Source organism: Sphingobacterium sp. MAE, from assembly GCF_056711605.1.
Genome location: NZ_CM160044.1, coordinates 1,557,705 through 1,583,134, shown reverse-complemented (window position 1 = coordinate 1,583,134; position 25,430 = coordinate 1,557,705). Strand labels below are relative to the sequence as shown.

Sequence of the window (25,430 nt, the reverse complement as noted above, 5' to 3'; positions counted from 1 at the left end):
GTGCGAAACAGATCACACCTAACAGTAACATTACTACGGTTATCATATCTACTTAATTTATGTACTTAGGATATCTACAAATTTTACTACTGCAAAAGTTACAATTGCAACAAAGGCAAGTTTCAATAGTCCCTGCGTGATTCCGCACTTCCAGTACCGGTCGTACTGCCTGATTTTTTTCCATTTTGAATTTAACATGAGTATTCATTTTGGAAATGGAGGATGCCAATTTTATTCCAAGTCAAAGGCAACAAAACCAAAAACCTAGAAAACAACAGGTTAGCGTAAAACGGTGAAAAAATAGAAACAAAAAAGCCTATCATTTTGATAGGCTCTATATCATAATAGAAGGATTTAATTCTATAAATACGATGCGCGACTATAGAAGATGTGGAGTTTTCATATCTACTCTATGCTCCTACGCTGCAATACAAATAAGGAAGTAATGCAAGATATCTGATACCTGTAAGCAGGGTCAGAAAATAATGATATCATGCTGAAAGTATCGTAATAGTGGACTTAACACGGACTCACCACGGACTTAACACGGATTTATGCTCTATAAAGTATGAATAAAGCATCTATTCAGTATGAAGAAAACTCGAATATCCTCTTATACGAGCTGCACTTATTGGCAAGCTAACAATACTTAAAAAGTAGGCCTAAACAACTTAAACAATGTTTTTTCGAGATTTAATAAGAGATTATCCATATCCTCAAGGGATGGATAAGCGTAAACTTGACTTCTAGTTGATCGTCTGATGATCCATCGGCGAGTCCGAGTCAATAGATAAAAAAGTCATATTCATCAGGTTAATTTATACTCTTCGATCTTACGATAAAGTGTTGCAATACCAATTTCCAACAGACGAGCCGCTTCAGATTTATTGCCCTGGGTATGTTGCAGTACTTTTTGAATATGTAATTTTTCTACACTAGCCATGGAGAAAGCAGATAACATTTTTGCTCCAGTAGCAACAGTTAAATTAGCAAACGGAAGTGTTTCTACACCAAGAACATCGGTATCGGATAAGATTACACTACGTTCAATACAATTCTTAAGTTCTCGAATATTTCCTTTCCAATCATGATTTTCCAATGCGGTAATGTATTCAGAGGAAAGCTGTATTTCCTTTCTTTTTGCGCGCAAAGAGTATATCTGAGTAAAATGATGAGCCAATAATCTAATATCCTGTTTACGTTCTCGCAATGCTGGCAAATAGATACTAAATACCGAAAGACGATAAAAAAGATCACTTCGGAAGTGTTCATTGGCGATCTCTTGTTCTAAATTTCGATTCGTAGCCGCAATAATACGTACATCGACCTTTGTTACTTTTGTTTCACCGATCTTCAGAAATTCACCAGTTTCCAAAACCCTTAATATCTTAGCTTGAAGTTCGATTGGCATCTCTCCAATCTCATCTAAAAAAATAGTTCCTTTATTCGCTTCTTCAAAAAGTCCTTTTTGATCTTTCATCGCGCCAGTAAAAGAACCAGCCTTATGTCCAAAGAGTTCACCTTCTAATAATTCTTTACTAAATGCCGCACAGTTGATGGCAACAAAATTAAATTTACTGCGGCTACTGGCCTGATGTACTGCTTGCGCAAAAACTTCTTTTCCAGTACCCGTATCGCCGGTCAGTAACACGGTTGTATCTGTTACAGCAACCCTTTTAGCCAAATCTATAGCATTCAAGATCGCTTTAGATTTACCTATAATCTGATCAAAAGAAAAACGATCACCAAGCTGTCTTTCGAGCTGTTGCACCCGTTTTGCCAATGCAACCTTTTCACTAGCATTGTATACCAAGGGGATGATCTTATTATTATCATCTCCTTTCGTTATATAATCAAAAGCACCATTTTTCATAGCTTGCACACCATCGGGTATATTGCCATATGCTGTCAACAAAATAATTTCAAGACAAGGGTATTTCTGCTTGATTACTTTTGTGCTGTCTACGCCACTCCCATCGGGTAATTTGACGTCGCAAATAACAACATCAATATCTTGCTCTTCCAATCGTTTCAGTCCCTTTTTGAGATCTGATGCCTGAAATACCTCGTAGCCTTCAAGTGTAATTATTCTAGCGAGTAATGTACGAATCTTATCTTCGTCTTCGATGATTAGGATAGTGCTCAATGCTTAAAATTTAGATATCAAACTTAGATAATTTTTATACGATATACACCATTATCCAGAAATATTAACATAGTTAACGTCCAAATTGATCGTAATTATCTGTAGCATATTTTTCAAAACGTGTCAATATAGCGATGTTATCCCGTTCCAATTTTGACAGCTCTTTGGTTACATCGTTAGAAACTGGCACATACCAATCTACAGGATCAAAGAATTGACGCACATTAATTTTGGTAAAAGCATAGCCGTGTCTCGCAAAAATTGTATTTCGAATAATCTCTAAATCCAACTTCTTGAGATTTTTCAGATCTCCTTCTGTCAACTTCATTTTTGAACCATTCAATTTAAATACTGCTGGAGATGCTGCCCGATACAGATCATTGATGTAGGTATACGTTGTGTCACCATCTTCAACTGTCTGAGTTTCCTTTTTTGAGGCATACCAATCTATTAATGGTTCACTATGCTCATCATTGGGCAACATGAGGTTGGCATTATATACAAACTGCTTTTTCGTCAGTTTAAAATTACGCTTTCTAACATGTACTCCTTGATCAAAAGCGGTCCAGGATCCGACCAGCGTATCGTTTTTCCATTTAAATTCAAATCGTCCATCAGATTTTTTATCACCTGGCTCATCCAAGATAAATGATATCACATTTCCGTTTTCTTCGATTTTTCCGACCAATGGCCTTAAATTGCCTTTCACGACATTCTGACCAATTACCGTATCGGCAGTAATGCGTTTGATTGTCAAATTAATTTTAGGACTGTAATCAAATCCAGCTGGAAATTCTCCCTTATTTTGAAGAATTTCTTCAGAGACCTTTTCATCAACAGTAAAGTCACCTACCCAATTCCCATACAATTCTTTGTGAATCTCATTTTCAACAACAGCTGCAACTGAATCAGTTGGGATTGAAGATTTCTTATTCGTTTTGTTATGACAAGAAGCGAGTGCGGCAAATCCAAGCACTGCAAAAAAAAGTCTTTTCATCTTATTTATTTTGGTTAATAATCCATTCTGCTAGTAGTAGATTTGGAATCCAACCTAACCAGGCAATCAGCTGATATAAATCCATGGGATTAGGGTGAAAAAAATATACTAATATGACCTTCCAATAGCGCAAAGTTAATGCCGAACATGTCAATGCAAAACTTCTGATCATAAAATTTGTATGCGCTTTGAAATCTCCAATCTTTGCTCTTAGGACAGCCTGGAGCGTATAATAAAACCATAAACAGGCTAATACGGTAAACGCAATTTGCGCTATAAGTCCACCATTTGCTTTCATGCCAATTAGAAAACCTGAAGGTGCTGCACAACCTAAAATGATAGCAACATACAGATAACCCAGTACATGGTGTACGCGGGGGTAATTTCTTAATATAGTTTTATTGAATTGTGTAAATCCAGCTGGCAATGCTAGCACAGCAGAGATGACATGGATATAAAAGGCATATTTATACCAACTAATCTGTGTAACCTCGGTTTGCTTAATTTGTAAAAATGAGGCATCTAATTCAAAATTTCGATATCGCCATGTGATCTCGCCCATCAACATACAACTATATGTAAACAGCAATATTAGAACCAAATTATAGGTGGTATTTTTCCAGTCCGAAATCATGATCAGCACTTGATAGAATTAAGGTAATTAATCAGGGTTAATTACCTTAATTTAGAAATTTAACTTAACATCCAATCGTTACACCATTTACGATAACGGCTTCTTTTTTGACCACTACTATACCATCACAAACGGCATAGGTCTCGAAATCACCATCTTTCAGATGCTTTCCTCCCTTTATCCTGACATTATTGCCAATACGGCAATTTTTATCTAAGATTGCATTTTCGATATAGCAACGTTCACCAACGCCTACAGGTGGAGGTGCTTGGGTGCTCCCTAGTTCTAATACATCTTCCAATTGCTCATAATAGTCACTACCCATCATGTACGTATTTTTAATGACTGTGCCATGGCCTATACGGGAACGAATACCGATCAGCGAGCGTTGAATTTTATCCCCGTTGAGAATACATCCATCTGCTACGATTGTATTATTTAATGTGGTTCCCGATATTTTGGAGGGAGGCAGCATGCGCGCTCTCGTATACACTGTTTCATTAAAAAGATTGAAATCGGGAACATCATCTGTTAAACCAATATTTGCTTCAAAGAAAGAACTTATAGTACCAATATCTGTCCAATATCCATCAAATTGGTAACTCAGTACATTTTTAGAATCGATACTTTCCGGAATGATTTCTTTTCCAAAATCCATTCCTGGATTTTCTTTTAACAAAGAGGCCAAGATCCCTTTTGAAAAAACATAGATGCCCATAGAAGCTAAATAATGACGTCCACGCTTGTCCATCTCCTCGGAAACTTCAGAGCTCCAGTTTACCAATTCTTCTTTATTGGGTTTTTCGGTAAAGGAAGTAATGATATTATTTTCATCAGATTTGAGTATGCCAAATCCCGTTGCATCCTTAGCGCTTACGGGTATTGTAGCAATCGTGACATCGCCCTTGTTTTTCACATGAAAGTCGACTAGCGCGGCGTAATCCATTTGATACAATTGATCTCCTGATAATATCAGCACATAGTCATAATCGACATTCAACAAATTCTTTTGGGTTCTTCTCACTGCATCAGCTGTTCCTTCAAACCAACGATCACCTTCATTATTCTGATCTGCCGCCAAGATGTCTACAAATCCTTTACTAAAAATACTGAAATTATATGCATTTTTAATGTGCTTATTTAAAGATGCCGAGTTATACTGTGTCAGCACAAAGATTTTATTATATCCAGAATTTAAACAATTCGAAATCGGAATATCCACCAAACGGTATTTACCTGCAATTGGTACAGCTGGTTTTGAGCGCTGTTCCGTCAAAGGGTACAAACGAGTACCTCGCCCTCCCCCCAAAACAATAGAGACTACTTTGTGTGACATATTAATTCAATAATTTAGTGTACAAATCCAAGTATTTTTGAGCCGACTTATGCCATGAAAAATCCAAATTCATTTCCTTATCTCTCACTTCTGATAATAAATCGGCTTGAGCAACAATTTTTAAAGCCCTGATCACACCTTCGGTTGCATCGGTAACACGTGCTTCAGGAAATACAATTCCATAACCATTAGGCTCTTGTATATCAATTACGGTATCTCGGAGACCGCCGATCCCTCTAACGACAGGAATTGTCCCGTATTGAAGCGCATATAATTGGTTTAATCCACAAGGCTCCACACGTGAAGGCATCAACAACAAGTCTGTTGCAGCATATACCTGATGTGCTAGTGATTCGTTATAACCAAAATAAACGGCTAACTGTTGCGGGTATTTTTCCATGACCTGTTGCAATGCAGCCTGTATATCTTGATCTCCAGAGCCTAAAATAAATATACTCATTTTAGCCTTAACTTTTCCTAAAAGTTGATCAATTATTTCTGCTAATAAATCTGCTCCTTTTTCAATAGCAAATCGACCAATAAACGACATTAAAGGCAGTGAAGGGTCTAGTTTGTATTGCTCGCATAAGGCTTTTTTATTTTCATACTTACCTTTTTTGACTGAAGTAGAATCGTAATGAGTATGAATTAGCGTATCCAACATTGGATTCCAATATTCAGTATCGATACCGTTCACGATGCCATAACCTTTTTGAGATTCAGCCTTAAATAAATCTTGCAATCCATTTGCATCAACAAACAATTCTTTCAAATAGCCTTCTGATACCGTAGAAAATGCGTCGCAGCATTTAACTGCCGCCGCCATTGGATTGATCAGACTATCCCAATCCAGCAGTCCCCATCGCCACGTATCAAAACTTGGCATCAAAATTCCCTTATTCCAATTCATCCAACCTTGGTACTGTCCATTATGAACTGTAAAAAGTGTTTTTACAGATGAAAATTGTTGAAAGTCATGACTATATTTTAGTAAGAAAGGAACCAATCCAACATGATGGTCATGACAATTGATCAAATCGGGCATGATTTGATCTGCTTTTAACCAATGTAAAAATGCATGTTGAAAAGACAGCCACTGCTCCGCCTCATCTGGATAACAATACACCTCTTCCCGATCTAACTTACCAGGTATTCGGATGAGATACAAGGGAAATCCAAGTTGATCACTTGCTTCTTTCCATATTTCATAATGCAACTGTTCCGATCCCTGATAGAAAAAACCCATAGCAATCTGATCAAATTTATTTTCTTGCGTAAATTTTCGATCGTACCAAGGCATCACCACAGATGCATCAATTCCCAGCTTACGTTGATATTTTGGCAAAGCGCCTACTACATCTGCCAATCCCCCAACCTTGGCTACAGGAAAACATTCGACACTTAGATGTATTACTTTCATTATGCTTTTCGTTTTAATATTAGGCCACCCAAGGGAGGCAATGTCATCACTATGGATTGATCAAAACCCATCCAGTGTACTGTACTAGAATTATATACTGGATCACCTACACCACTTCCATAAAAATCCCGTTGGTCCGAATTCAAAATTTCTTCCCAGATTCCATTCTTCGGAACCCCCACACGAAAGTCTTGTCTCACCACAGGAGTTAAATTTAAGACGATCAATAAATCATCCTTTTCTTCATATCCTTTTCGGAGATAAGCATACACACTATTTTTATCATCGCCCTGTTCAACCCATTGAAACCCTTCTTCTACAAACGCTCTTTGATATAGCGCAGGCTGGTTTTTGTAGGTATGATTTAATCGGCTGATAAATTTAAGCATACCGCTATGGGGTGTATATTCCAACAAATGCCAATCCAAGGATTTATTTTCATTCCACTCTGCCGTCTGTGCAAATTCGTCGCCCATAAATAACAGTTTTGTACCTGTTAATGTGAACATATATACATATAGAGCTCGCAAATTGGCAAATTTCTGCCATTCGTCACCTGGCATTTTGTCTAACAGAGACTGTTTTCCATGTACAACTTCATCATGTGATAAAGGCAGCATAAAATTTTCATGATAGGCATACACCGTCGCAAAAGTTAATTTATGATGATGATAACTCCGATTTATCGGATCTTCTTTGAAGTAATCTAGGGTATCATGCATCCATCCCATCATCCATTTCATTCCAAAGCCTAAGCCACCTGCAAATGTTGGTTTACTCACTCCTGGCCATGACGTCGATTCCTCTGCTATCGTCTGTACATCAGGATAATGCTGATATACAGCTTCATTGAGTTCTTTGAGAAAGTGAACTGCTTCAAGATTTTCTCTTCCCCCAAATTCGTTCTTTTCCCATTCTCCTTCATTTCGGGAATAATCCAAATAAAGCATGGAGGCAACTGCATCTACCCGCAGTCCATCGACATGATAGCGATCTAACCAAAAGAGCGCATTACTGATCAAAAAAGATCGTACTTCATTTCTTCCGTAATTAAAGATATACGATTTCCAGTCTGGGTGAAATCCTTTTCTTAGATCTTCATGTTCATAAAGACAGCTGCCATCAAAACGATGTAATCCATGTGCATCACCAGGATAATGCGAAGGAACCCAGTCCAGAATCACACCGATATGATTTCGGTGTAGTGATTCAATCAAATACATCAGATCTTGAGGCCCTCCATAGCGAGATGATGCAGCAAAATATCCGGTTATCTGATATCCCCAAGAAGGATAAAAAGGATGTTCCATAACGGGCAAAAACTCGACATGTGTAAATCCTGTCTCTAGGATATAGGGGACCAACCGGTCTGCAATTTCACGGTAGGACAGCAACCGTTCAGGATCCGCTGGGTCGCGCTGCCACGATCCTAAGTGCATTTCATAAACAGACATTGGCTTGTCCAAACTATTGAATTCAGCGCGCTGCGAAATCCAACTGGAGTCTTCCCATTCATACCAAGTTGTACCGACAATGGATGCAGTCTTTGGGGGTAATTCGCAGATCAGAGCAAAAGGATCTGCTTTTTCCAATCGTTCGCCGTTGGTCGACTGAATATGGTACTTATAGACCTCTCCAGTACCGATATGAGGAATAAAACCTTCCCAAATACCACTGCCATCCCAACGCACATGCAATCCATGGGTTTGTGGATTCCAACCATTAAAATTTCCTGTTACCGAAACCTCACTGGCATTGGGAGCCCAAACGGCAAAGTAAACACCAGAATTGCCACCGTGTTCAACAACATGAGAACCAAATTTCTCATACAATTTATAATGTCTTCCAGCCCTAAATAAGGATACATCAAATGCTGTAAGCAACGAAAAAACTTCTACTGGGTGACCCATGATTCGATGAGGTTTAATAATCGTAAATTATGCTATAATTAAATTTCTAAAATCTTTTTCTATCAAAACGTATTCGTTGCCCAATTCATCTTTTGACAGGCTAACTTCGACACCATCTGCTTTGATTGTTTTTATTTCAAAGGGAATTCCTACTAAATAGATTTTATAATCATCGAACCTTTCATTGTACAGCCCTTCTACTTGTTGCAATATCACCAGACTATTGTCAGTTCCTTCTACCAGGAAGTGTTTTTCAGCATAGACACTCTGTTCATAAGCAAAAGTATCACCATGGTCTGCATAGATGTACGAGTCAAACTTGCCCTTGCTGTAATATACATTGAGTTTCAGTGCATCTATTTTGTGCTCAAAGGTATATTGCATAACGGGATATTCTGGGATGACACTTCCACCTTTAACAAAAATAGGCATCTCATCCAAAGGTGTATCGATCGTATGCTCCTGCGAACCTGCGTATGGTTGTAAATTGAAATAATAATACCAGTCTCCTTCCGGTAGGTAAACCACTTTATTTTTTTGACCCGGATTTAATACTGGTGAAACTAAAATTTTATCACCGAAACAAAATTCTTCTTCCCGAATTAAATTTTTCGGAATATGTTGTTCAACCAAAGAGATCGGTCTTAATATCGGTTCGCCGTAACGATGTTGCTGCCAAAATACCGTATAGATATAAGGCAATAACTTATACCTCATTTCAATAAATTTCTTGCATATTGCTTCCCACTCTGGTCCAAAACTCCAAGGTTCGCGATCACGCGTATCACCTGCAGAATGCACACGCATAAATGGAGAAAAGACGCCAAATTGCATCCAACGCGTAAATAGTTCACCATCCGGTTCACCCGTAAATCCTCCAATATCTGTTCCGCAGAAAGATAACCCTGACACAGACAGTCTTTGTAACTGAAGAAGTCCTATACGCAAATGCTCCCATGTCGCAATATTATCTCCTGTCCACACGGATGAATAACGTTGGGTGCCAGCATATGCTGCCCTAGTGATCGTAAACGGGCGTTTATTTTTATATAGTTTTTTCAAGCCATCATAAGTGGATCGAACCATTTGCATACCATATACATTATGGGCTTTACGGTGAGATCCTCGGTATCCATCGTAATTGTGGCGGACATCATCCGGGAAAGTACCTCTTCCAAATACGGCTGGTTCATTCATGTCATTCCAAAATCCAGCCACACCATCATCCACCAAGCCTTTGTACAAAGTGCCCCACCATTCCCTTACACTTGGGTTTGTAAAATCAGGAAACTGGCATCTTCCTGGCCATACAAAACCTTCCATAAAATAATCATCTCCACGACGACAGAAGTACCGATTTTCCTGACCTTCCTTAAATACCCAGTAATTTTCGTCGACCTTAATTCCGGGATCGATCATGACTACAGTTTTAAAACCATTGGCAGCCAAGTCTGAAATCATTTTTTTAGGGTCTGGAAAATATTGTTTATTCCAAGTAAAACAGCGGTATCCATCCATATAGTCAATATCCAAATAAATGGCATCACAAGGAATTTCTCTTTTTCTAAATTCAGCTGTAACTTCTCTTACATTTTGCTCCGGGTAATAACTCCAACGACATTGATGATAACCGATACCCCAGAGCGGAGGCATAAAATGGGTACCCGTAATGCTGTGATAACGTTTTACTACATCCATCATATTGGGTCCATGGATATAATAATATTGCATCTCTCCCCCCTCAGACCAAAAACTCGTACGTTGTTTATTTTCAGAAGCAAAATCAAAGAATGTCCTAAACGTATTATCAAAGAAAATACCATATGCTTCACCCCCCGTCACACCAATATAAAAAGGAATTGTTTTGTAAAGAGGATCTTGATTAAAAGCATACCCATAGGTATCAGAATTCCAATTTTTAAAACGTTTCCCGCGCAGATTAAGATTCGTGGCTTTATCTCCTAAACCAAAGAATGCTTCATCTTCATGTGCTTTTTTACTACAGTAGACATAGTAGCCTCCAAAATCAGGATTTTCTTCCCAATGCATGGGTTTGTCATCGGCACTAAAGACTTTACCGGATAAGTCTTGAAATGAAACCAAAAAGTCTGCTTTGCGAATCGCACAAATCACTTTATTTGTTTTTACATAAAAACTGGTTTCATCCTCATCTACAGAAAAGGATACCGCATGTTGATCGGTATCGATAACGGCATAGGAAAAGTCATCCAAAAAAGAACCTTGTGGTGCTAAACGAACACGAATAATTTCATCTGAAACAATACGTATTTCGACTTTTGCGACCCCATCAGTAAAGTAAAATGTATTCCGATCTTTGCTGTAGGATCTGACTCGAGCCAGATACTTTTTCTCTATAGTCGGTAGGTCTAGTACAGGGTTATTAACATGGTGAACAGTACCATCGGATGTCTCGTCACCTAATAATTCACTTGCAAATTCCTCTTTTTTAATGGAGTCTCCCATAGCATTTATTCTTTAAATAATTTAATCAGTTTAAGCTGAACTTAAATTACAATAAATAACACAAAAACTCACTACTTAAAACATTAAAGAGTAAACTATTTTCATTTTATAGCTTATTTGCTACGTATTGCTTCTACAGGATCTAGCCTTGACGCCATCAAAGCTGGTACAATACCTGATATCAAGCCTATTAATGTGGAGATTAATACGGTTAACAATACCATCTTTAAACTCACGACAATCGTCATTCCGATTGCTAATTTTACTAACAAGGTTATTAAAAATACAATCGAGAGACCAATAGCCCCTCCTAATAAACACAGTATAATGGATTCGATCAAAAATTGAGATAGTATAAAAAAGTTTTTAGCTCCTAAAGCCTTTTGGATGCCAATAATATGGGTACGCTCTTTGACACTCACAAACATAATATTTGCGATACCAAATCCGCCAACTAAAACGGAAAAGATACCGATACAAAACCCAGCCAAATTAACAATACCAAACAATTTATCCAATTGTGAAGTAATCATAGTGGTTTGATTGATAGAAAAATCATCTTCGCGCTGTGGTGCTATACGATGTATAGAACGCATCAGTACTTTTATTTCACTTTCTGCCTCTGCTAAGGAATATTTTGGCAGAACCCGAATCGCAATGCTCGGAGAAAAATTATCATAATTGACTAAATTTCGGGCGAGCTCAAAAGGAATAAAGGCACTATTATCGGGCGAAGTATTGATCAAAACGCCCTCTCCTTCTTTTTTCAAAACACCGACCACTTGGACTTTTCGCCCCAACATATTGACATATTTGCCTAGCGGATCGCTGTTAGGGAACAGTCCTTCGGCAATAGTAGCTCCTAATACCGCTACCAACGCCCCTGCACGAGTTTCGCTTTCCACAAAATATCTTCCTTTTTCAACATTGAAATTTTGTATGTTATATTGGTCTTGGGTACCTGCAGAAATCATCACCCCAGAGGCATTATTATTTTTATATTTAATAGTAGAGCCACCGATATTGATGATATAGGCAATTTTATCGGCAGTGGTAATCCGTTCCTTAAGTGCAAGAAAATCTTTATATTTCGGTTCCGGTCTATTCAGATACTTCCACCAAGGGAAATCGGGTCCCCCTGTCCACGGCCATTTTTCGATATATAAAGTATTGGATCCGATCTTTTTTACCGAATTTTCGATATTATTCCGTAGCGTATCGACAGCAGAAAAAACGCCAATGATCGTCAAAATACCTATCGTTACACCTAATAAGGACAATAGCGTTCGTGTACGATTATCTTTTAATGCTGACAATGCGAATTTCGCACTTTCTTTTATGAGACCTATAACTAGCATATTCAGGTTCTAAAATACAATTTAGTTTTGGTTTTATGTCAAAATGAATTCATTAATCAATTTAATACCGAAAGAAACACCCTTTTAACTAAAAAATTACCTACCTTTGTATGCTTATTTATGTTCCGATAAGTCTGTTATTTGGAACTTAAATACATATACAGGCAATCATTTAAAATATCAATATTAAAGATGAAGTTATCTCAATTTAAATTCAACTTACCAGAGTCTCTTTTGGCGTCTGAACCAACTGAAAATCGTGACGAATCACGCTTAATGGTTTTACACCGCGACACTGGTAAAATTGAGCATAAAATTTTCAAAGATGTATTAGATTACTTTGATGACAAAGATGTCATGATTTTAAATAATACAAAAGTTTTTCCAGCACGTTTATATGGTAACAAAGAAAAAACAGGTGCTACTATCGAAGTATTTTTGTTACGCGAGTTAAACAAAGAACTTCGTTTATGGGACGTTTTGGTTGATCCCGCTCGTAAAATCCGTGTAGGTAATAAACTTTACTTTGGGGATGATGATCTATTAGTCGCTGAAGTTGTTGATAACACCACTTCTCGTGGACGTACTATCCGTTTCTTATTTGATGGTACGGATGAAGAATTCCGTCGCAATATTGAGATTTTAGGAGAAACACCTCTTCCAAAATACATCACACGTAAAGCTACTCCTGAGGATAAATTCCGTTACCAAACGATCTATGCTAAAAACGAAGGTGCTGTCGCTGCTCCAACTGCTGGTCTTCACTTCTCCCGCGAGTTGATGAAGCGCTTGGAATTAAAGGGTGTTGATTTTGCAGAGGTGACCTTACACGTTGGTCTAGGAACGTTCAGAACAGTGGAAGTTGAAGATTTAACGAAACACAAAATGGATTCTGAGCAGTTCATCATTACGGAAGAAGCTGCAAAAACGGTCAACAAAGCGATCGATCTAAAAAGAAGGGTTTGTGCTGTTGGTACCACTTCTATGCGTGCTATCGAATCTGCGGTTTCTGCGGATCGCCACCTAAAACCGGCTAATGACTGGACAAGTAAGTTTATCTATCCACCATACGATTTCAGTATTGCCAACTCCATGATTACCAACTTCCATACACCAGAGTCTACTTTGTTAGTGATGATTGCTGCATTTGGAGGATATGAGCATGTGATGAACGCATATGAACAAGCTGTAAAAGAAAAATATAGATTCTATAGCTATGGCGATGCCATGTTGATTATCTAATCAACTTCATAAAAAGATTAACGTGGATAAGTAGGCTATTTATCCACGTTTTTTATTTCCAATATTCCCTTATTGACACCAAATTGTGATGGATCAAAACTTCGTTTTAATAGTAGCCGCAGGTAAAGGAAGCCGTATGCAGTCTAATCTGCCAAAGCAATACTTGCTTTTAGAAAACAAGCCTGTGCTTATGCATACAATCGAAAAATTTTATGCGAGTGAAACAAAACCTCACCTCATTATTGCGATCGACTCTGAAATGGAGGACTTTTGGAAGTCTCTCTGCAAACAATATCACTTCACGATCCCGCACTCCATTAGCTATGGTGGAAAAACACGGTTTCAAACGGTAAAAAAAGGAATTGCTTTTATTAAAAAAATGCTTCCTGATTTTAATGGATCTGCAATTGCCATACACGATGGTGCCCGACCACTCATCCAAACGTCTACCATTGATCTGGCTTTTGAAAAGGCAAAAAAATCAAAAGCTGTTATTGTTGCCAGATCTTCGACAGATTCTGTACGGATGACAAAAGGCACAAACACCCAGGCGATTGATCGCAATCAGATTTGGTTGGTCCAAACCCCACAGATATTTGAAGCTTGTTTGTTAGAACGTGCTTATGAGCAAGAAGAGGAAACAACATTCACGGATGATGCTTCGGTAGTAGAAAAACTTGGCCATGCGATTGAAATCGTAATGGGTGATTATAAAAATATAAAAATTACTTATCCTGAAGACTTAGAAATTGCTCAAATCTATTTAAAAATGTAAAGCATTGCCAATAGAATGTAATGGATTTTTCTATTCTTCCCTATAACTCAATCTCAAGCTGATCGTAGGCTAAGTGAATATGTTGGGGCAACTCTTGTGATACATCTTGATGTAAGCCCATGCGATGGCCAATATGTGTTAAATAGGTTTTTTGAGCACCTATCTCCTGTGCAAATTCGATCGCCTCCCCTAAAGTCAGATGGGAAATATGACTTTCTTTTTGTAGAGCATTGATCACTAAGACTTTCAGCCCTGTTAATTTTTTTCTTGTTGCGCTTGATATCGTTTTGGCATCAGTTATATACGCAAAATCATCGATTCGAAAACCCATAACTGGCATTTGATAATGCATGACTTCTAAGGGTAAAATCTCCTTATCGAATAAAGAAAATGGCTTTAACGCTTCTATTTCTACCAATTCCAATCTTGGAATACCTGGATACTGCGCTCCCGAGAATGCGTAATAAAATTCGCGTCTCAAGGCCTCATGAAGCACCGGTGTTCCGTAAATATCGATGGAAGATTGTTGTTTAAAATTAAAAGCACGAACATCATCGAGACCCGCGATATGATCTTTGTGTGAATGGGTCATTAATATGGCATCCAAATGCATAACTTGTTCGCGCAGCATCTGATACCTAAAATCAGGCCCCGTATCAACGATAATATTTCGGTCATGATAATGAATCAAAATAGAAGAACGCAAGCGTTTATCAAAATGACTATTTGATAGACAAACAATACATTGACAAGCGATTACAGGTACACCCTGTGAAGTCCCCGTTCCTAAAAATTTGATTTTCAACGTTTAGATTTTAGTTTAGCAATTTGTGTATAAATGGCGGTATGCTTCTCATTAACTCGTGACTCATCGATGTCAATATCATTTAAGATGGCTATCAAAGATTGAATTTTCATTTCCAAATTCGAAAATTTATTCACCACCACTACATGTGAATTTTGTAAGACACACGCTCCTGTTTTGAATGTTCCTTTCTCATACCTCACCCGATATCCCTGATCTTTAAAAAGATCTTCAATCTTATCTAAACTACTTTGTGTAAATGCTACCAATTTCTCCTCAATTTATGCGCCCTTATATTCAAATATAGTAATTTTTAAAATTAAAAATCACTCTCCTAATCGAAGTATTTCCTTTCCAAAGGTATCCCAGCTGTATTTTTTCTTTTCGACTTTAATATTTTCACGAAATCTATCGCATTTATCATCTTGATAAAATGCCACTATTCCCTTCGCTATTTCTTCCGTATTAGGTTCGACAACACTTCCAACCACCTGATCATGCACCAACTCAGGTAGCCCCCCCACACGGGTAACAATCATGGGAACATCGTAGTGATAGGCTACTTGTGTTATACCACTCTGGGTCGCCGATCGATAAGGTAATACAACAGCATCTGCGGCGCAAAAATATGTGCCTACAGCATCATTGGCTATGAAAGAGGTGTGGAGATATATGCGATCTTGAAGCTGATGTTTTTCAATTAATTTTTGATAATAATCTTCATCACCATAAAACTCACCTGCCAACAACAGCTTGACATTCATTTGTTTCAATTCATTTTTTGCTAAAGCTTCTAGCAACATATCCAATCCTTTATATTGGCGGATAAAACCAAAGAAAAGGACAACCTTTTCGGCTACAGGTATCTTCAACTCTGCTCGTGCTTGTTCAAGACTGATAGAAGGTCCGTAGTTATCGTATAAGGGATGCGGGGTATAGACTGCTGGTAGTTTGGGTTTAATCGCTCTTAAATCTTTGAGTACGCTTTTACTCATGGTCACACAACCATCCACTGCATTTAAAAAATATTTTGCCAGTAGCTCATCTCCCATCCGGTGTTCATGAGGGATGATGTTATCAGCGATACACACGACTTTTGTGTGCTTATTTTGACGTACAATACGCTGAATCGTGCCTAAACACGGTCCAAAGAATGGCATCCAAAACCGCACAATCAAGAGGTCATATTTTGCTTTCTTCAACTCAAGACCTATTTTGATCCAGTTAAAAGGATTGATCGAATTCACCTTTGAAAAAATGCGCAAGCCTTTTGGAGCAGGTTCATCTGAAAACTGTGATTTACCTGGGAACAGAAAGTTAGGATATTGCAGCGAAAATGAATAAATATCTACTTCATGCCCCAATTGCTGATAATGTTGCGCCAATCGTTCATTAAATGAAGCAATTCCTCCCCCTCGCAATGGATATGCAGAACCTAAAATAACAATACGCATACCCGTTAATTAAATGACTTTCTCGATCTGATAATTATTACGATCTGTGCTATTTCGGGAAACAAGTTCAGCTAAAAAACCGGTCAAAAATAATTGAGTACCAATGATAATAGCGGTCAATGACAAGAAAAACAAGGGTTGATCGGTAATGTCGCGAAATGGCGCTCCTGAAGCTATACTCATCAATTTATGACAGATCAGATAGAGGGTAATCATGAGACCTAATAAAAAGCTTACGACACCCATAACTCCAAAGAAGTGCATCGGGCGTTTCGCAAATTTCCCAACAAAGAAGATGGACAATAGGTCCAAGAAACCTTTCACAAAACGTCCAGCTCCAAACTTAGTTGTACCGTATTTGCGTGGATAGTGCTGCACCACTTGTTCTTGGATATTGGTGAAACCTGCCCATTTGGCGATCACAGGAATGTAACGGTGCATTTCACCATATACCTCAATATTTTTTACAACATCTTTACGATATGCTTTCAATCCACAATTGAAATCGTGTAGATTATCAATTCCAGACATTCCTCTCGTCACGGCATTGAATAGCTTGGTCGGTAATGTCTTTGTTAGGGGATCATAACGTTTCTGCTTCCATCCTGAAACTAAGTCAGCACCTTTATTCATGATTCGATCGTACAATTCTGGGATTTCATCAGGGCTATCCTGCAAATCGGCATCCATCGTAATGACCACATCTCCTTGTGCGGCTGCGAAACCAACATTTAAAGCTGCTGACTTTCCATAATTACGTCTAAATTTGATGGCAGAAATATTATTATTGTCCTTTTTTAAATCTTCGATGACTGCCCATGATTTGTCCTTACTTCCATCATCGATTAAAATAATTTCATAAGAAAACTGATGTTTAGCCATCACTCGATCTATCCACGAGGTCAACTCTGGTAAAGACTCTTCTTCATTAAAAAGAGGAACAACAACTGAAATATCCATATGTACGTTGATCATTGTCAATATATTTGCTTTATAAACAAGTTAAGGTATCGTCTATAAGACAACACCTTAACGTATTGATTTTTTTAAATTTTATTCCTTTAAACTGTTGGATTACCGATACTTTTTTGACCATTTTTTGTCAAAGCAGCCAACAATAGGGCAAACAGAAAATAAGGCAACAAGGTGATTACAAAACCTTTCACGCGTGCTCCTAGGGTCATTGTAGCGACCGATTCATTATCTTTCTCCATCTGTTCGATGCTTGCATCTATCGTTTGTTGCTTTTCCTCTTCACTAGCAAAATTTGTACTTTTCTCCATACTTTCAATCCGTGCATTCATCATGACATGAAAATTCTCTTCTTGAATCGTAGGTTCGACATATGCCAAATAAGAAAATGTACTTACCGAAGCGACTAAATGGTTAATTACAAGCATGATATAAATACATTTTAATGCTTTACTAAAGTCCCATATCCCGCCCATTTTCTTACGTAAGCAGAACGTTAATAAAACCGTAACACCTACAAATAAAATGAAGTTAAAAAACGGATTGGTAAATTGTAAAAGAGACGATCCTGCCAATGGTCTCACGATGTAGATCGAACATAATCCCAAAACAAAGGAAATCACGCCTAAGACAACACCATATACAATGCTTGTAATCTTACTATTTTTGTCTACGCCAACTTCCATTATCCTTTATAAAACTGAGTTATGATCTGATATAGTGCAGCATCAAAAGCTTTATTTTCACTCTGAGCTTCGTATTCTTGAAACTGAGCATCTTTTGGATTGATTTCACTAAAGAAGCTTAAAACTGCATAAAACAATTCATACACTTCGCTAGAAGGATTGATTGTTTTTGCTGTTTTTGCAATTTCAGCATACGTGCTCTCTACTAAAATCTGATTGGCAATGATGTCTTCGTAGATCTCATGCTCATCTTGGAATTCATCTTCATCAACCAATAAGAATTCTTTCAAATAGTCATCCAAATCTGGTTCAATCTCATCATCTTTACATTCACGTAAATACAAAAAGATGTTCAACAATTCTGTACCGCGATCAATTGTTTCATCTTCGATTTTTTCCCATTCTTCAGATTCTAAATAATCATCTTCCAATTTTTGGATATCTGTAGAGAAAAAGTTCATCAATAATAGATCGACATACACTTCTCTCAATTCATCGAATAGTGGATAGTCATCAAATACTTCGTCCAACAAAGCCAATTTATCGATATATTTTCCATCAGTATCAAAAACGGTTTCAACTTTTGTTAGAAATTCTGATTTTGTTTCGATGTTATCTACTCTACCGTAGGTGTTAATCCCTGCAGCAACAGCCGCTTTAATATTCGCTTCCATTATTAAGCATTTTTTATGATTTGACCATTATTGATCACTAATTTAACTTTTCCTTTTAACTCTTTTCCGAATAAAGGACTATTTCTTGATTTGGACTTATTTGATTGTTGATCAAAAACCCAACTTTCATTCATATTAAATAATACTAGATTTGCAGCTTCGCCTTCTTTGATCTGTGGCACAGTCAAGCCCACGATCTGACGTGAATTTACAGCTAATTTTTCAACTATCTGTTGCTCATTTAATCCAGCTTTGATCAACAGCGGCAAAACGGTCTGCAATCCTATGATACCATTTTTGGCGATATGAAATTCAACATTTTTAAATTCAATTTCATGTGGAGTATGTTGCGACACAACAGCGTCAATGACACCATCCTTTAATCCCTTTATTAACGCTTTAGCATCTGCTTTGGTGCGCAATGGCGGGCTTACTTTATAATTACTGTCAAAATCAACGATTTCATCATCCGTAAATACAAGCTGATGAGCAGCGACATCGCACGTCACTTGAATACCTTTTCCTTTTGCCTTTTTAATTAAATCCACTGCCTCCGCTGTACTGATTGAAGTGAAGTGAATGGGTGCTTCGGCATATTCGGCAAGGTATAAATCTCTCGAAACCATTAATGATTCGGCAAGATTAGGGATGCCTTTCATACCTAAATATGTACTCATGACGCCTTCATTCATCTTATTGCCACCTGCCATCGATGCATCTTCGGCATGGGCGATGATCAATCCTCCAAATCCTCTTGCATATAATAATGCTCGGCTCATTAATCCTGCTTGCTGCATACTTCTATTACCATCACTGAATGCAATAGCACCAGTCTGTTTCATATCATACAGTTCGGCCATTTCATGTCCGTCGCGATTTTTACTCACAGCTCCAATGGGCAGCACATCCACCAAATTACCCTTTGCAATATTCACAATTAAAGCAACCTCAGCGCGGCTCTGGATAGCTGGTTCAGTATTGGGCATGACAGCAACTGCCGTAAACCCTCCTGCTGCAGCTGCAGCTGATCCAGAAGTGATATCTTCTTTTGTTTCTAATCCCGGTTCACCAAAGTTGGCATTTAGGTCAAAAAAACCGACCGAAAGTACATTTCCTGTACCGTCAAATATTTCTATATTTTTATCAGCGACTTCAATCGATTTTGCAATTTTAGAAATCTTTCCCTTTTCAATGAACACATCAACCACCTGTTGATCAAATTCATTTCCTGGCAAAACCACTTTTACAGAAGTAATTAATACGCTTTTCATATGTTTAAGAAATTGAAATTTATTGGATTTGAATAGTAAGTACTCGAAGTTTTAAAGCATAACAACATCTTTTCTGTAATGGAATTCAATAAAAATAGAAAGTTTTCTCTTTGAAAATTAGAGGAAGGATGATTTTTAATACGTGTCGCTTTAGACTGCTTCATTTCAAAGAACAAAGTTACAAAATAGTATCGATTTTGCATTGAATTTTAGAAAATATTCGTACCACGCTTCCTTATTCTGTTCCCCATTGATAATGATTAAAATCAAAACCTGCTAAACTCAGTACGCGATCAACCACTGTAGCTGCTAAGTCATCAAAAGTCTTTGGCATGCTGTAAAATGAAGGTGATGCAGGACAAATAACGCCACCAGCTTCTGTAATAATTTTCATATTTTGAATATGAATTTGACTTAGAGGTGTTTCGCGTGTCACTAATATTAATTTTCGCCTTTCTTTCAATATCACATCTGCTGCACGTGTGGTCAGATCGGAAGAAATACCATGCGCAATACGCGCTAATGTGCCCATAGAACACGGACAGATGATCATGGTATCGAAACGTGCTGAACCGGATGCAAAAGGTGCAAAAAAATCATTTTTGCTGTAAAATTTAAATGGTATTTGATTATAATCTTGATTTTGCAATTCTTCTTGCCATACCACCTTCGCATTATCGGACATGACTACTCCGACTTCACTGATCTGATCTTTTAATTCCACCAGCCGATTGAGCAGAACTTTAGCATATATGGAACCGCTTGCTCCTGTTATCGCCACTACAATTTTTCTAGACATAATTTCCTTTTAAAAAACAAAGCTATAAAAAAGGGTCGAATAAGGAATATTCGACCCTACATCTACCTATGAAAAACCTGCTCTTGGGATGAGCATATACAAATATACCATTCGTGTGAATATTTCAAAAGAATTTTATTAAAAAAGGGGTGTACTGTAGCTACGTCTCCACAGATGAGGCTTAAAGGCTACATTTTGAAAATAAGAAGGTTAAAAAAGTCCACGATCGAGCGCAAATAATTGCTCGATCACAGCGATTGACGCTTAAATTAATCTTGATATTTTTTTTAAAATCCAGATTTCCATCATATATTTTTTCTATTTTAGAGTCCGATAAGACCGTATAATACGAAAAAATGAGCTTAAGTATATTAGAACAATACATCGAATCTGGAAATAGTAGGGATTTGGATTTACTATTAACCAATAATCCCGATTTAATCTTAGAAGAGACCAGTCATGGGATTTCGCCATTATTATTAGCCTGTTATTTTCATAAACCTCAAATCATACGCGTGCTGCTGCAACATAACCAAGGTTTAAATATTCATGAAGCAGTTGCTGCGGGCTTAAACAATTACATAGAGGCTATGATTAAGCAATTGCCTACGGTTGTGAATGAAATTTCAACACATGGTTATTCTGCACTTGCCTTAGCAACACATTTTAATAAAGAAGAGGCTGTCCGAATTTTACTGACACACAAAGCCGATCCAGACATTCCTACACAAAATGAAGAAAGTTTGTATCCTTTACAGATCGCCCTTTTAAATAAAAATAATGCCATCAGTAAATTGCTTATAGAAGCTGGTGCCGATGTCAACAGTATACCGAGCAATGGTCAGACTGCACTACATCTGGCCGCCCAACAGGGAAATATTGAATTAATTGTATTGCTTCTGGAAAATGGCGCGCGCATCGAATTAAAAAATATGAATAATAAAACTGCTTCAGATTTAGCCGCATCAAAAGGTTACGGTGATATTGCAGAAATACTGAAGGAAATTTAGACTATCTTTTCAACAGTTCCAGACCTATACCGCAACTTAAGCATTGCTTGAAATCGCAATATCTATTTTTAATATGCAGCAATCCTTGAGAGTGTGCTGCATGTAAACATGATACGCCCATTTGTTCAAATTTATCGATGATATTATTGTTCTCAGCAGGCAATTCTTCTAACCAATACATTGCTTTCTCTTTGAACTCTTCGAGTCCCATATATGTTCCATAGGAAAAGGTAAATACGATGAAAGCATTTATGATCACTATATTTTGACTTACTGTACTGAGTCGATGATTGCTGATCAAAGAAGATTGTTTTCCAAAATTAAAATGAGTTTTCCAGTACGTCGCCACTTGAATCTGATCCATTAGCACTCTAAAATCATTCAGTTTTTCAATCTTTAGAATTTCTTGGAGATGCATGCGATCATGTTGCAATAAATTGGCCAATTGCGCTAAACGTATAGTAGGAAAGTTATGCGGTCGCATCCTTGAAAACAACAAAGGAAAATGAGTTTCTTTTAAATCATGTGCATTTCTTAGATAATTGTATTCCTGTTGTAGCTTTAGGGGATATTCTTCATTAAAATTTGTATTTAACAAACCCGCTTGCCCAAAGATCATGGCTTCTATTTTAAGGGCATCACGTCTATATTTCTGCACTAATAAAGTAGAAACTTGTTCACCCAATGCTTCAAATGCTTTTGCATTAACTTTAAATCCAAAACTTCTGAACAGCCAAACAATAAAAGTCTTTTCCCAATCCCCGTCAAATTGTTCCAATAGAACCAAAATCGCCTGGGACTTCTCTTCCATCCTTTCGATCGCCATACGATCTATCCAATGTTCGATTTTGAAAGCATCCAATTGATGAAGTTGATTTTCGCAGGGAATCCACCGCTGCCCTTCCATCAGACGTTGATATTGGTCCAGCAATTTTTCTGAAACATAGTTTGCCAATTTAAATGTTGGTATCAGCGAGCCATCTTTATAATATACGTCTTGATCATCGTCCCACACGACATGTAAAATCACATTGTGATATTGAGGATCACGATGATGTCCATGTGAAAACCAATCTGATGCCCGCATATGAATCTCGACACTTCCAGTCCACTCGACTGTTCCGATACGGATTTTTGAAAATAAAAAATCAGGGCCAGCATTGTTATTCTGCTCCCCCACCTGTACAACATGAATAGGATCACCATGAACGGTTTTTAATTGGTCTGTCTGAAAAAGACGCAACTTCCATATGAATTGCAAAAGATCTTCAGGAATAGTCATAACCTAAAGATAATCAAATAATCTGAATTTACATATTAAGTAATATTTTCAATTCGTCATCTGAAATTTGTACACTTTCTTTTAATATTCCATGCAGGTGAGGTGCCTTGATTCCTTCTCCTAAGTTTTTGGTACTTTTAATTACTCGGGCTTCATCCCAAAGATTTGCTTCAATAAATAAAGCTAATGTCTTCGCCCCACCCTCTATGATGATCGATTGAACGTCCATCAGGTACAATTGATATAAAATATTTTGTGGTAAATACCAGTCAAAATTTTCCAATTCAATATATTTATTATGACCAGACCACTCCGTTTTAACGGCATTGAAGATGATGGTTTCAGCTTCATCGTTAAAAATCGCAGCTTCTTTTGGTACAGTCAGTAATTTATCGATCAATATCCGTTTCGGATTTTTCCCTTGCCATTCGCGCACAGTCAAAGTTGGATTATCGACTAATGCGGTTTTGGTCCCAACTAAAATTGCATCTTCCTCTGCTCGCCATTTATGAACCAATTGCTTACTCGCTGCATTGCTAATCCACACTTGCTCACCTTCTTTTCCTAAGTAGCCATCAGCACTTTCTGCCCACTTGAGAATGACGTAGGGACGATGTTTTTGAACGCGTGTAAAAAACCTGCGATTTAACCATAGCGCTTCTTGTTTCAAAAGCCCTACTTCGACCTCCACACCTGCATTTTTCAAAATTTCCACACCTTTTCCATCTACTTGAGCAAACGGGTCCAAACAGGCGATATAAACTTTTTGCGGTTTATATTTTGCAATGAGATCTGCACACGGAGGCGTCTTACCAAAGTGTGCACAAGGTTCTAAACTGACATAGAAAATTGACTGTCTTAATTTTGCTGCTGCATCATCTCCATAATGGTCCAATACCTGCTGAATAGCATTTACTTCTGCATGCGCTCCACCATAAGGTGAGGTGTAGCCTTCTCCAATTATTTGATCTTCACAGACAATAACCGCACCTACCATTGGATTGGGACTTGTAGTACCTGCTCCCAAAATGGCCAATTCTAAGCACCTGCGCATGTAGCTTTCTTGCATATTCATACACAAAAGTATCAAAACAATACTAGAACAGAAAACACAAGATTTATAGCGAATTTTTAACGATCATATAATTGTCCATACAGATACCAAATAACGCTCATTGTACAACAACTTGAGTGCTCTATAAAAAGACTTGAAGGAATAATTGTTTGCCATCTATTGCAATTATTATGGTAAATAAAACAAATTTATCTAAGTTTGAGGAATGGAAAATTTACAAACCTACGACAGCTTGTTCCAAAAAGATCTCGCTACATTTTATGACGCAGAAGAAATTAAAAACATCTTCTATATCGTTATTGAAGATGTTTTAGGACTTTCCAGAATGCAGTACAGTTTAAATAAAGATCTCGTATTGTCAGCAGATCAAAGCTTACGTATGTCACATATTCTACATGACCTAGTGAAGCAGAAACCCATACAGCACATCTTGAAAAAAGCCGATTTCTATGGTGAAGTTTTTGAAGTCAATCCTTTTGTATTGATTCCTCGATCAGAAACAGAGGAACTGGTCGATATGATTATCCGCAATCACAAAGATCAGGTGCCATTGCGCATTATCGACATCGGCACTGGATCGGGCTGCATTCCGATCTCACTGAAAAGACATCTACAAGAAGCTCAAATTTCCGCATTAGATATTTCTAAAGAAGCAATAGCAACAGCTAAACGCAATGCACAGCGATTGGATACCCCTATTAACTTTGTCAATGCTGATATTTTAGAGTGGGAATATATTTTTCAATCGCAACAATATGATATCATTGTTAGCAACCCTCCCTATATCACACCTAAAGAAAAAGAGGAAATGCATCCCAACGTATTGGAATTTGAACCACATCTTGCACTTTTTGTGGAAGAAACTGCCCCCTTACTATTTTATGAGACAATCGCTTCATTCGCGTTGAAACATTTAACGGCCAATGGGGATCTATATTTTGAAATTAATCAATATTATGGGGATGAAACAGTTGATATGCTTCGTAAAAAAGGGTTTAAAATGGTAGAATTATATCATGATATGCAACAAAACCCAAGAATGATACATGCGAAAAAATAGGGCAATAAAAAATTAATTATTTCATTACCAAACAGTAACA

Annotated in this window: 23 protein-coding genes; 4 read left to right on the top strand and 19 right to left on the bottom strand. The window is 37.5% G+C overall.

Annotated features, from left to right (window positions below):
- Positions 1-57: 57 nt before the first annotated feature.
- The 9 genes from AC06G9_RS06635 to AC06G9_RS06595 form a co-directional block, all read right to left on the bottom strand.
- A complete protein-coding gene (locus AC06G9_RS06635) occupies positions 58-198 on the bottom strand; it encodes a hypothetical protein (protein WP_260946097.1) in 141 nt (46 codons plus the stop codon).
- Positions 199-808: 610 nt separating this feature from the next.
- Positions 809-2,146: a sigma-54-dependent transcriptional regulator gene (locus tag AC06G9_RS06630; RefSeq protein ID WP_480957760.1), complete on the bottom strand. Its 1,338-nt coding sequence runs from the start codon at positions 2,144-2,146 to the stop codon at positions 809-811.
- A gap of 73 nt (positions 2,147-2,219) precedes the next feature.
- The gene (locus AC06G9_RS06625; RefSeq protein ID WP_045752928.1) at positions 2,220-3,143 is read right to left on the bottom strand and encodes a YARHG domain-containing protein; all 924 of its coding nucleotides are present in this window, start codon (positions 3,141-3,143) and stop codon (positions 2,220-2,222) included.
- Position 3,144: 1 nt separating this feature from the next.
- Positions 3,145-3,705 (bottom strand): DUF2306 domain-containing protein, encoded by a 561-nt coding sequence (locus AC06G9_RS06620; RefSeq protein ID WP_480957759.1) that lies wholly within the window; start codon positions 3,703-3,705, stop codon positions 3,145-3,147.
- Positions 3,706-3,841: 136 nt separating this feature from the next.
- Entirely contained in the window at positions 3,842-5,113 is a 1,272-nt protein-coding gene (locus AC06G9_RS06615; RefSeq protein WP_045752930.1) for a glucose-1-phosphate adenylyltransferase, read from the bottom strand.
- Between the two features lies 1 nt (position 5,114).
- Positions 5,115-6,533: a glycogen synthase gene (locus AC06G9_RS06610; protein WP_480957758.1), complete on the bottom strand. Its 1,419-nt coding sequence runs from the start codon at positions 6,531-6,533 to the stop codon at positions 5,115-5,117.
- A complete protein-coding gene (gene glgB, locus AC06G9_RS06605; RefSeq protein WP_480957757.1) occupies positions 6,533-8,443 on the bottom strand; it encodes a 1,4-alpha-glucan branching protein GlgB in 1,911 nt (636 codons plus the stop codon). The genes AC06G9_RS06610 and glgB overlap by 1 nt, the downstream gene beginning before the upstream one ends.
- Before the next feature lie 27 nt (positions 8,444-8,470).
- Positions 8,471-10,927 carry a glycoside hydrolase family 31 protein gene (locus AC06G9_RS06600; protein WP_094773535.1) on the bottom strand — a complete coding sequence of 819 codons (2,457 nt, stop codon included), beginning with the start codon at positions 10,925-10,927 and terminating at the stop codon, positions 8,471-8,473.
- A gap of 113 nt (positions 10,928-11,040) precedes the next feature.
- A complete protein-coding gene (locus AC06G9_RS06595) occupies positions 11,041-12,285 on the bottom strand; it encodes an ABC transporter permease (protein ID WP_480957756.1) in 1,245 nt (414 codons plus the stop codon).
- 192 nt (positions 12,286-12,477) lie between these two features.
- On the opposite strand from AC06G9_RS06595, the gene queA reads away from it, so the two are divergent.
- Both queA and AC06G9_RS06585 read left to right on the top strand, forming a co-directional pair.
- Positions 12,478-13,527 carry a tRNA preQ1(34) S-adenosylmethionine ribosyltransferase-isomerase QueA gene (queA, locus tag AC06G9_RS06590; protein ID WP_045752934.1) on the top strand — a complete coding sequence of 350 codons (1,050 nt, stop codon included), beginning with the start codon at positions 12,478-12,480 and terminating at the stop codon, positions 13,525-13,527.
- 88 nt (positions 13,528-13,615) lie between these two features.
- Positions 13,616-14,302 carry a 2-C-methyl-D-erythritol 4-phosphate cytidylyltransferase gene (locus AC06G9_RS06585; protein ID WP_480957755.1) on the top strand — a complete coding sequence of 229 codons (687 nt, stop codon included), beginning with the start codon at positions 13,616-13,618 and terminating at the stop codon, positions 14,300-14,302.
- 40 nt (positions 14,303-14,342) lie between these two features.
- Here AC06G9_RS06585 and AC06G9_RS06580 read toward each other — a convergent pair whose 3' ends face one another.
- The 8 genes from AC06G9_RS06580 to AC06G9_RS06545 all read right to left on the bottom strand — a co-directional run bounded on the left by AC06G9_RS06580 (position 14,343) and on the right by AC06G9_RS06545 (position 20,963).
- On the bottom strand, positions 14,343-15,107 hold the full coding sequence (locus AC06G9_RS06580; RefSeq protein ID WP_293925369.1) for an MBL fold metallo-hydrolase: 765 nt from the start codon (positions 15,105-15,107) through the stop codon (positions 14,343-14,345).
- Positions 15,104-15,376, bottom strand: a complete 273-nt coding sequence (locus tag AC06G9_RS06575; protein WP_045752937.1) for a hypothetical protein — start codon at positions 15,374-15,376, stop codon at positions 15,104-15,106. The genes AC06G9_RS06580 and AC06G9_RS06575 overlap by 4 nt, the downstream gene beginning before the upstream one ends.
- A 57-nt stretch (positions 15,377-15,433) precedes the next feature.
- Entirely contained in the window at positions 15,434-16,561 is a 1,128-nt protein-coding gene (locus AC06G9_RS06570) for a glycosyltransferase (protein ID WP_248754311.1), read from the bottom strand.
- 9 nt (positions 16,562-16,570) lie between these two features.
- Positions 16,571-17,521 carry a glycosyltransferase family 2 protein gene (locus tag AC06G9_RS06565; RefSeq protein WP_045755310.1) on the bottom strand — a complete coding sequence of 317 codons (951 nt, stop codon included), beginning with the start codon at positions 17,519-17,521 and terminating at the stop codon, positions 16,571-16,573.
- Positions 17,522-17,622: 101 nt separating this feature from the next.
- Positions 17,623-18,219, bottom strand: coding sequence for a DUF4199 domain-containing protein (locus AC06G9_RS06560; RefSeq protein WP_045752939.1), 597 nt, complete (start codon positions 18,217-18,219; stop codon positions 17,623-17,625).
- A complete protein-coding gene (locus tag AC06G9_RS06555) occupies positions 18,219-18,893 on the bottom strand; it encodes a hypothetical protein (protein ID WP_045752940.1) in 675 nt (224 codons plus the stop codon). Before AC06G9_RS06555 ends, AC06G9_RS06560 begins: the two co-directional genes overlap by 1 nt.
- Positions 18,894-18,895: 2 nt before the next feature.
- Complete coding sequence (locus AC06G9_RS06550) at positions 18,896-20,164, bottom strand: dihydroorotase (RefSeq protein WP_045752941.1); 1,269 nt, start codon at positions 20,162-20,164, stop codon at positions 18,896-18,898.
- 235 nt (positions 20,165-20,399) lie between these two features.
- Entirely contained in the window at positions 20,400-20,963 is a 564-nt protein-coding gene (locus tag AC06G9_RS06545) for a UbiX family flavin prenyltransferase (protein WP_248754313.1), read from the bottom strand.
- A 356-nt stretch (positions 20,964-21,319) separates the two neighbouring features.
- Between AC06G9_RS06545 and AC06G9_RS06540 the strand changes: the two genes are divergently transcribed.
- Entirely contained in the window at positions 21,320-21,973 is a 654-nt protein-coding gene (locus tag AC06G9_RS06540) for an ankyrin repeat domain-containing protein (protein WP_248754314.1), read from the top strand.
- A 1-nt stretch (position 21,974) separates the two neighbouring features.
- On the opposite strand, the gene AC06G9_RS06535 is transcribed toward AC06G9_RS06540, so the two are convergent.
- Together AC06G9_RS06535 and ribD are read right to left on the bottom strand one after the other, a co-directional pair.
- Entirely contained in the window at positions 21,975-23,255 is a 1,281-nt protein-coding gene (locus AC06G9_RS06535; RefSeq protein ID WP_293925368.1) for a DUF2851 family protein, read from the bottom strand.
- A gap of 28 nt (positions 23,256-23,283) precedes the next feature.
- Positions 23,284-24,330, bottom strand: a complete 1,047-nt coding sequence (ribD, locus tag AC06G9_RS06530; protein WP_045752945.1) for a bifunctional diaminohydroxyphosphoribosylaminopyrimidine deaminase/5-amino-6-(5-phosphoribosylamino)uracil reductase RibD — start codon at positions 24,328-24,330, stop codon at positions 23,284-23,286.
- A gap of 205 nt (positions 24,331-24,535) precedes the next feature.
- Between ribD and prmC the strand changes: the two genes are divergently transcribed.
- Complete coding sequence (gene prmC / locus AC06G9_RS06525) at positions 24,536-25,390, top strand: peptide chain release factor N(5)-glutamine methyltransferase (RefSeq protein WP_045756276.1); 855 nt, start codon at positions 24,536-24,538, stop codon at positions 25,388-25,390.
- Positions 25,391-25,430 lie beyond the last annotated feature (40 nt).

Coding starts and splice junctions, on each gene's coding strand:
- AC06G9_RS06540 (WP_248754314.1), top strand. CDS start 21,320: ATGAGCTTAAGTATATTAGAACAATACATCGAATCTGGAAATAGTAGG.
- AC06G9_RS06625 (WP_045752928.1), bottom strand. CDS start 3,143: ATGAAAAGACTTTTTTTTGCAGTGCTTGGATTTGCCGCACTCGCTTCT.
- AC06G9_RS06570 (WP_248754311.1), bottom strand. CDS start 16,561: ATGCGTATTGTTATTTTAGGTTCTGCATATCCATTGCGAGGGGGAGGA.
- AC06G9_RS06615 (WP_045752930.1), bottom strand. CDS start 5,113: ATGTCACACAAAGTAGTCTCTATTGTTTTGGGGGGAGGGCGAGGTACT.
- glgB (WP_480957757.1), bottom strand. CDS start 8,443: ATGGGTCACCCAGTAGAAGTTTTTTCGTTGCTTACAGCATTTGATGTA.
- AC06G9_RS06620 (WP_480957759.1), bottom strand. CDS start 3,705: ATGGGCGAGATCACATGGCGATATCGAAATTTTGAATTAGATGCCTCA.
- AC06G9_RS06555 (WP_045752940.1), bottom strand. CDS start 18,893: ATGGAAGCGAATATTAAAGCGGCTGTTGCTGCAGGGATTAACACCTAC.
- AC06G9_RS06610 (WP_480957758.1), bottom strand. CDS start 6,533: ATGAAAGTAATACATCTAAGTGTCGAATGTTTTCCTGTAGCCAAGGTT.
- AC06G9_RS06565 (WP_045755310.1), bottom strand. CDS start 17,521: ATGGATATTTCAGTTGTTGTTCCTCTTTTTAATGAAGAAGAGTCTTTA.
- AC06G9_RS06585 (WP_480957755.1), top strand. CDS start 13,616: ATGGATCAAAACTTCGTTTTAATAGTAGCCGCAGGTAAAGGAAGCCGT.
- AC06G9_RS06545 (WP_248754313.1), bottom strand. CDS start 20,963: ATGTCTAGAAAAATTGTAGTGGCGATAACAGGAGCAAGCGGTTCCATA.
- AC06G9_RS06535 (WP_293925368.1), bottom strand. CDS start 23,255: ATGACTATTCCTGAAGATCTTTTGCAATTCATATGGAAGTTGCGTCTT.
- AC06G9_RS06595 (WP_480957756.1), bottom strand. CDS start 12,285: ATGCTAGTTATAGGTCTCATAAAAGAAAGTGCGAAATTCGCATTGTCA.
- AC06G9_RS06550 (WP_045752941.1), bottom strand. CDS start 20,164: ATGAAAAGCGTATTAATTACTTCTGTAAAAGTGGTTTTGCCAGGAAAT.
- AC06G9_RS06560 (WP_045752939.1), bottom strand. CDS start 18,219: ATGGAAGTTGGCGTAGACAAAAATAGTAAGATTACAAGCATTGTATAT.
- prmC (WP_045756276.1), top strand. CDS start 24,536: ATGGAAAATTTACAAACCTACGACAGCTTGTTCCAAAAAGATCTCGCT.
- queA (WP_045752934.1), top strand. CDS start 12,478: ATGAAGTTATCTCAATTTAAATTCAACTTACCAGAGTCTCTTTTGGCG.
- AC06G9_RS06600 (WP_094773535.1), bottom strand. CDS start 10,927: ATGGGAGACTCCATTAAAAAAGAGGAATTTGCAAGTGAATTATTAGGT.
- ribD (WP_045752945.1), bottom strand. CDS start 24,330: ATGAATATGCAAGAAAGCTACATGCGCAGGTGCTTAGAATTGGCCATT.
- AC06G9_RS06635 (WP_260946097.1), bottom strand. CDS start 198: ATGTTAAATTCAAAATGGAAAAAAATCAGGCAGTACGACCGGTACTGG.